This is a genomic window from Edaphobacter sp., assembly GCF_035532915.1.
In the GTDB taxonomy this organism is placed as follows: domain Bacteria; phylum Acidobacteriota; class Terriglobia; order Terriglobales; family Acidobacteriaceae; genus Edaphobacter.
The window spans coordinates 1-6436 of record NZ_DATKQC010000191.1 but is presented as its reverse complement, the minus strand read 5'-3'; the positions used below and the strand labels follow the sequence as shown (position 1 = coordinate 6436).

Sequence of the window (6436 nt, the reverse complement as noted above, 5' to 3'; positions counted from 1 at the left end):
ACTTCACCGCATGGTGACCCAACCTCAACTCGTCGTCTTCGTCTCCAGCACCAAGCGGATACCTAATCACACGCTCCAAGGAACCGAATTCCGCTTCGTCTTGGTCAAGGCCACCCACTTCTTTGGCGCCACAAAGCATTGGGTGACGAAGCAGGAATTTGTACACGTGAGCGATCTCGAGCGGACGATAATTGACGGTTTGCGGCAGCCCGAGTACTGTGGCGGCGTAGCCGATGTCGCCAAGGCCCTCTGGATGCGTCACCAGGACATCGAGACGGCGAAGCTGGTGGACTACGCTCTTCGCCTTCGAGTGGGCGCCGTCACCCGCCGCCTTGGCTACTTACTCGATCTCTATGCAATCGCGCCGGAAGCCCAATTAAGAAGGCTGCGCGACGTTCTTACGAATACCTACGTTCGGCTCGATCCCTCCTTGCCGATGGAGGGCCCCCACGTAGCGCGCTGGCGTCTTCAACTGAATATCACGCCTCAAGAACTCCAAGCAATCCGAGCGACGTAGATGATTCCACAGCGGAACATTTCGATGTTGTCCAACCGCTTGGCGAAACAGGGCGGCCGTCGGATCCGCGAGGACGTGCTCGAACGCGACTACTGCCTGGCTTGGTTCCTTGCCGCCTTAGGGGAATCGGATTTGCGAACGAGTCTAGCCCTTAAAGGGGGAACAGCTTTGAAGCGGTGCTACTTCGGCGACTACCGCTTCTCAGAAGACCTCGACTTCACTCTTCTCGAAGCAAACCCTTTTGACGACATATTGCGTCGCATGGAGCGCGTTTATGAGGCAGTCCGCGAAAGCTCTGGGATTGTTTTCGCGTTCGACAGAGAAGATCGGCAAACGCACGCAAACAGCTACACTTTCTATCTTTCGTACACCGGCCCGTTGCCTGTAGGTAATGACGTCAAAGTGGACATCACGGTTCGCGAGCGCCTCGTCTTTCCAGTCGAGCAACGCCTGCTGCTGCGGGGCTACGACGAATTCACTGACCTTCCCGAAGATCGCCGGGTTCAGGCTTATTCACTCCAGGAAATCGTCGTCGAGAAGATCATTGCCTTGGCTGATCCGGCGCGCAATGAACCGCGCGACCTCTACGATTTGTGGTATCTCACGACGAACGAGGCCATCGAGATCGATCACTTGGCCGACCCGATTCGCCGGAAACTAGAATTCCGCGAGAGACCCTTCGCGGATCTCGAGGATGCCATCCTCGGCAAGGGGGCGAGGCTCAAAGCACTCTGGTCCAGGCGCTTGGCCTACCAGATGAGCACCTTGCCGCCATTCGATGAGGTCTTCCGCAGTCTGCGCCGAACGCTTCGCCGGTCCAATCTCCCTTGAGCTGTTCGAGAACGAATTTACCCGTGAACCGGCTGTGTCTAGGCGGACATACTGTTAAACAGGGTATAGTCGACACGAAGATAAAGAGATGCGATGACTTCGCCGAGATTCCTCGGCGCCTCTACTCGGTGAGCCTGCCAATCGGCCAAATATCAACAGTCGCTCTCTTCAACCATCCACAAATCCGGTATCATAAGCAGAAATTCGGGTGTGCCAGTTGGGGACCGATCTCGAACTGCCGCGGGTACGCCGTGGCTCATATAGTGGCCCCAACCACATAGGGCGGCGTCGAGATCTGCAATGCTCGTTGCCGAAGAGAATTGCGGATTAGGCGAGGGAAGTGAAAGGCATGTCGGGACAGACAGCGCATGACGCTGAGCCTGCAGTGGCGGGAAGAACAGGAAGTCTGTCGAAAGACCCCGTTCAGCACGAAGCGTCCATGACCGGGCGCGTGCCAACGACCGACCTGAATATTCTCCTACACAGCGCGTTCGGCTTCTCCTCATTTCGACCGAACCAGGAAGCCGTCTGCCGTGCGGCTATCGAAGGCCGGGACGTTCTGCTGGTCATGCCGACCGGGTCCGGCAAGTCGCTGTGCTACCAATTGCCGGGAATCGCGCGCGGCGGGACCACACTCGTGATCAGCCCGCTGATTGCCCTGATGGAAGACCAGGTGGCCAAGCTTAAGGAGAGGGGCTTCGCCGTCGAGCGCATCCACTCCGGCCGCCCGCGCGCCGACCTGCGCCGGACCTGTCATGATTACCTCAGCGGCAAGTTGCAGTTCTTATTCATTGCGCCGGAGCGGCTGCGCGTGACCGGTTTTCCGGACATGTTGGCCAAACGACCACTGTCCCTTATCGCCATTGACGAGGCACACTGCATCTCGCAATGGGGGCACGATTTCAGGCCGGATTACCGCATGCTGGGCCAGTACCTGCCGCGCCTGCGCCCCGCGCCCGTGATCGCGCTGACCGCTACGGCCACGCCCATCGTTCAAGATGACATCGCCGAGCAGTTGGGGCTGGTGCGGCCGGCTCGCTTGGTTCACGGTTTCCGGCGCGCCAACATCGCGATTGAGGTTGTCGAGATTGCGCCTTCCCAGCGGCCCGAGCTTGCCAGCCAACTGTTGCAGGGAACGGAACGCAGGCCGGCAATCGTCTATACGCCCACGCGCAAGCAGGCCGAGAGTCTGGCGGCCGAACTCGCCGTCTTCTTCCCCGCTGCGGCCTATCACGCCGGCCTCGATGCCCGGCTCCGGCAACGAGTTCAGGCGAAGTTTATCGAGGGCCGGACCGAGGTCATGGTGGCGACGATTGCCTTTGGCATGGGGATCGACAAGGCTGATATCCGCACTGTGATCCACACAGCGTTGCCAGGCAGCCTGGAAGCGTACTACCAGGAGATCGGACGCGCAGGCCGTGACGGGAAACCCAGCCGGGCGATCCTGATGCACTCTTACGCCGATCGTTACACCCATGACTTCTTCTTCGAGCGCGACTATCCGGACGTCAGCGTGCTGGATGGAATCTTTGCGCGTCTCCAGCCTGCGCCTCAGGGGAAAGCGGCGCTCCAACGACAGGTCCAGATCGAAGAGGAGGTGTTCGACAGGGCTCTGGAAAAACTGTGGGCCCACGGGGGCGCTGTGGTGGACTTCGCCGAGAACGTGAGCCGGGGAAACAACCGGTGGCGCGACACCTATATTGCCCAGGGTGAGCAGAAGCGGGCGCAGATCGACCAGATGATCCGTTACGCGGAAAGCCAGCATTGCCGCATGGCCACCTTGGTGCTCCACTTTGGCGATCTCGCTGACGGACAGAAGCCGTGTGGGATCTGCGATTTCTGTGCTCCGGGGCATTGCACCGCGCAGCGGTTCCGGACCGCCACCGAGGCGGAACGTGCGGCGGTCTTGCGGGCGGTAGCCGCCTTGCGCAGGACCGGCGCGAGATCAACAGGCAAACTGCACATCGATGTGTGTCCCAGCCGCGAGATGACCCGCAATGCCTTCGAAGAAGTGCTCGGTGCGATGGCGCGGGCGGGACTGGTGCAGCTCACCGACGAGGTCTTCGAGAAGAATGGCAAGCAGATCCCGTACCGTACGGCCAGGCTCACGGACGCCGGCTGTGCCGTGGACGAAAAGATGTCGGTCAACTTCGTCATGAAGGAGACAGCGCCTCCGTTAGAAAAGCACAAAAGGATGAAGAAGTCCGCTGCTTCCGAGGGTCAGAAGAGGGCATCCAGGCCCGATACCAGCGCCAAGCCGAGGTCATTGGCGAACGCGAAAGGCTCAGAGGACGGGATAGAGACCCGCCTCGAAGCGGCGCTGCGCGCCTGGCGTCTGACCGAGGCCCGGCGGCGCGGCTTGCCGGCGTTCCGAATCTTCAGCGACCGCACACTAAGAGATCTGGCCGCCAGCCGCCCGGCAACCGACCAGGAACTGCTCGCCATTCCCGGGATCGGGCTTAGCACCCTCGACAAATACGGGAGAGACATCTGCCGCGTCCTGCGCGAGAACGGAGCCTGAGGAAGCCAGCTCGTCACAACGGAAAACACCGGCATCTGTAGTAGATTTCCTGCCCAGTGTGAACGCATGAATCGACAAAGACTCACCTCGGCCAAGGGCGGTCAACGGATTTTGCCCCGCTGAGAGATTGAACCGGAGTGCGCGGTGGCTGCCTGGCAGCTCGGATTGCCATAAACGCGGGCTGCGTTCGCCTGGCAACCAAGCTGGCTGCACGAATGTGGGACGCCGACAAGAGTCATCCGTTGTCCCAATTCAAATACGGAATCCAGTTGCGTCAATGGCGAGGTCCCTGCGGATTCGCGGGCGCCACGCGTGGCAGAAGCTTAACCCGCATTTCTCACCAATAAATTGAATTGCCGGGTTGAGTTGCGATTTGGCCAGCACGAACTGGTTTTGGGGTGGTGCGATCCCCAAGGGATAGCGAGCATGCTGATGTTGACCAGGGGATGACTCGCAAGTGCGCTGTTTGCTGTGCGGGCCGAGCTCGCAGCGGCGCACTTCGCCCTCCAGATGTTGCTGGGCAACAAACTTGTTGACGGAGCGCGTTTTTCAGCAGGGCGAGGGGAAGGCTCGCAACTGTGCGTAGGTTTGCGCGAACAGCTCCGCGTAAGGATAGCCGCCCGCCAGCGACACCCAGACCTTCCGCACCGTGATCCGGATCAAGGCACCGATCTTCAGCAGCTTCAGCCGAATCGTCGCGGCCTGCGCCTGGGCGAGGTCGGTCTGTTTTAATCCCAACCGGCGCAGCGCCTCCATCAGCGTGTAACCCATGGAAGAAAAGTAGAGTCGGATCTGATTGCTGCGCAGCAACGCCGTCGAGGTGCGGTCGGCAAACAGCATCAACTGCTCCTTGATGCGATTCTCCATTTCGCCGCGCGCGCAGTAGAGTTCTTCATATAAGCGCCGCGCTTCCCAGGCTTCCGGCCCCAGCGACGTCACTACGAAACGAGGATTCGAGCCCTTCTCCAGATGTTCCGCTTTCGCGATCACCCGCCGCGCCCGCGACCAGCTCTCCCGCGTCTGATAGAAAAACTCTTTAAACACCCGCGCCGGCTGCCCCGTGGCCTGAAACTCCGCCGCCGCTTGTTCCTGTTCCTCGACGATCTCCTGCTTCAGCCGCTCATTCTTCGCCAGCCCCAGCACATAGTCCACGCCTTCCTGCTCGCACCAGGCCATCAGCTCTTCGCGACAGAACCCCGAGTCGCCCCGCAGCGTGATCCGGACCTCGGGCCAGGCTTGCCGAATCTCGGCCACGATCCGCGCCGCTTCCTCCACACAGCCGGCCGAGGCGTCGATATTCGACGGCCGCAGCCGGGCGCACAGCAGATGATCTCCGCAAAAGACGTAGAGCGGCAGATAGCAATAGCACCCATAGTAGCCGTGGAAGAACCGCCCCTCCTGCTGGCCGTGCAACGGGTCGTCGGTGGCGTCCAGGTCCAGCACGATCTCGGCCGGAGGCGTCGCGTGCGCCTCCAGAAAAATCTCCACCAGCAGGCGGTCCACCGCTTCCATCTCGAGCGCGATCTTCTTGTAGCGCTCCTCGCTCTTCACTACCGCCGCGGTCAGCTCCAACCGATTCAGCGTGCTCTTGCCCGCCAACGCCTTGCCCCGGTCGCGCTCCCGCGCCCGGCTCTCGCCCGTCGGATCGGGCTTCTCGGCCAGCACTGCCAGCAGCGGGTCCCGGCGCAATTGGTCATGATCGTTCAGGTCTTCGTAGCCGAGCGCCAGCGCATAGATTCGCTGCGCCACCAGCTCTCGCGCCGTGTGCTCCACTTGCCCCGCCGCCCGATGGTCCCGAAAGCAGCCCGCGAAGCGCGCGATGATTCCGGTGCGCTGCTCCACCTCGCGCAACAGCAGACCACCCGCGTCCGTGGTAATCTCGCCGCCGTCAAACCGGCCCACCACTTGGCGTTGATTCAGAGGATGAAATTCCAAGGATTCTTGGTTACACTGTGTTTGCAAAAGGCTGTCCTCCTTCTCCGGCGCAAGTTTTTTTCGCAAAAACACTTATGCCATGAAGCGACAGCCTTTTGCAATTTTTCCGTGAGAAATGCGGGTTAAAGACCAGTGGCTCGATCCCAACTTCGGCTTGCGCGTTGCCCTCAATTCGATTCCACAAGATAAACTCATTGAGATTCGAGCAGAGCAGGTTTTTGCAAAGTGGCACATCGCCAATGAACGCGCGCCACGAGCTTCATTTATAGATGAGTTCGGTGTTGAGTTCGACAGAGACCTGGTCGCCTCGTTGGAGGGCATCCCTTCGCAAGCGTTACTTGGCGATCACATTCGCGGAGGAACGAGCCTTCGGGTCGACCGACCGTTTTCTCAATTGCAGGCGGTACTGGACAAAGCGACGACACTGTTTGCAAGCACGGAATACAAGAAGAGATGGCCCGAAGTAGCCAATGTTAGCCCCGTGAAGGACCTCACGCTGATTGCCAAACTTGAAGCACAGTTGGGAGCCGAATTCGCTTCGGGACAAGCGCAGAAGAGACTAGTACTCTTTACGCCCGCACGTCGCCGTGATGAAGAATCACAACTGGCTCAGTCCTATGTGTTTGGACGAC

Annotated in this window: 5 protein-coding genes; 4 read left to right on the top strand and 1 reads right to left on the bottom strand. The window is 60.1% G+C overall.

Annotated elements, in window-relative coordinates; translation table 11 throughout:
* From VMU57_RS09125 to VMU57_RS09115, 3 genes are all read left to right on the top strand, one after another.
* On the top strand, positions 1–517 hold a 517-nt coding region (locus VMU57_RS09125; protein ID WP_325382641.1), incomplete at its 5' end, for a type IV toxin-antitoxin system AbiEi family antitoxin domain-containing protein.
* A 24-nt stretch (positions 518–541) separates the two neighbouring features.
* A complete protein-coding gene (locus VMU57_RS09120; RefSeq protein WP_325382639.1) occupies positions 542–1348 on the top strand; it encodes a nucleotidyl transferase AbiEii/AbiGii toxin family protein in 807 nt (268 codons plus the stop codon).
* A 439-nt stretch (positions 1349–1787) separates the two neighbouring features.
* A complete protein-coding gene (locus VMU57_RS09115) occupies positions 1788–3869 on the top strand; it encodes an ATP-dependent DNA helicase RecQ (RefSeq protein WP_325382637.1) in 2082 nt (693 codons plus the stop codon).
* A gap of 549 nt (positions 3870–4418) precedes the next feature.
* Here the strand turns inward: VMU57_RS09115 and VMU57_RS09110 are convergent.
* Positions 4419–5831 (bottom strand): IS1380 family transposase, encoded by a 1413-nt coding sequence (locus VMU57_RS09110; protein WP_325382643.1) that lies wholly within the window; start codon positions 5829–5831, stop codon positions 4419–4421.
* An 88-nt stretch (positions 5832–5919) separates the two neighbouring features.
* Here VMU57_RS09110 and VMU57_RS09105 point away from each other — a divergent pair.
* Positions 5920–6436, top strand: a 517-nt coding sequence (locus VMU57_RS09105) for a TIGR04141 family sporadically distributed protein (protein WP_325382635.1), incomplete at its 3' end; no start/stop codon positions are given.